Genomic DNA, 926 nt, shown 5'->3' on the forward strand with positions numbered 1-926 from the left:
CGGTGAGCGTGACGTTGCCGATCTGGACGCTGGCCAGGCCTTCGGGAGCGGAGACGCTCAGTTCGCCGGTGACCGGCTGCGTGGCGTTCTCGGCGATGCTGACGTTGCCGGCTGCAGCGCCGTTGGCGTCGGGGATGCTCACGCCCGGCATGCCATCGGTGTGGCCGTTGACGGTGACCGTGATGGTGGTGGTGCTGAGGTCGCCGTCGGCATCACGGATCGTGTAGGTGAAGGTGTCCTCGAGCTTTTGACCGTCGAGCAACGCATTCACGCGTGGATCGTTGTTGTTCAGCTCGTAGGTGTAGCTGCCGTCGGCCTTGAGCACGATCTTGCCGTACTCGCCGCTGACTTCGGTGTTGACGCTGCCGCTGACGTTCTGGCCGGCAGTGACGGTGCCCTTGGCCACGCCCACGACGTTGGTGGCATCCGCACCGAGGGTGTCGGCGCCGCTGCCGCTGATGACGTTGCCGGTGGCGGTCAACCCGGTGTCTTCGGTGACGGAGGCCGTGTCGGGCTTGGCTTCAGGTGCCGTGTCGGTGATGAGCACGACCAGGTTGTCGGACTTGGTCTGGTTGGCCGCATCGGTGACGGTGACCGTGAAGCTGTCCTTGACGGAGTCGTCGCCGGCGGTGTGGTCCTTGGCCGTGCCGTCCTGCTGGTAGCTATAGCTGATCTTGCCGGTGCTGGCGTCGTAGCCGGTCAGCGTGAGCTTGCCCTCGGTGCCGGTGATGACACGTGGGGTGGTGCCCAGCGCTTGCAGCTCAGCCACGGTGAGCGTGACGTTGCCGATCTGGACGCTGGCCAGGCCTTCGGGAGCGGAGACGCTCAGTTCGCCGGTGACCGGCTGCGTGGCGTTCTCGGCGATGCTGACGTTGCCGGCTGCAGCGCCGTTGGCGTCGGGGATGCTCACGCCCGGCATGCCATCG

At 66.5% G+C, this 926-nt stretch carries 1 protein-coding gene; it reads right to left on the minus strand.

Annotated elements, in window-relative coordinates; translation table 11 throughout:
- The coding region (locus AC1RTQ_RS24150; protein WP_492879501.1) for a cadherin-like domain-containing protein at positions 1-910 on the minus strand (910 nt) is incomplete at its 3' end.
- Between the last annotated feature and the right edge of the window lie 16 nt (positions 911-926).

The sequence above is a fragment of the Comamonas sp. GW821-FHT11H03 genome (assembly GCF_058807955.1).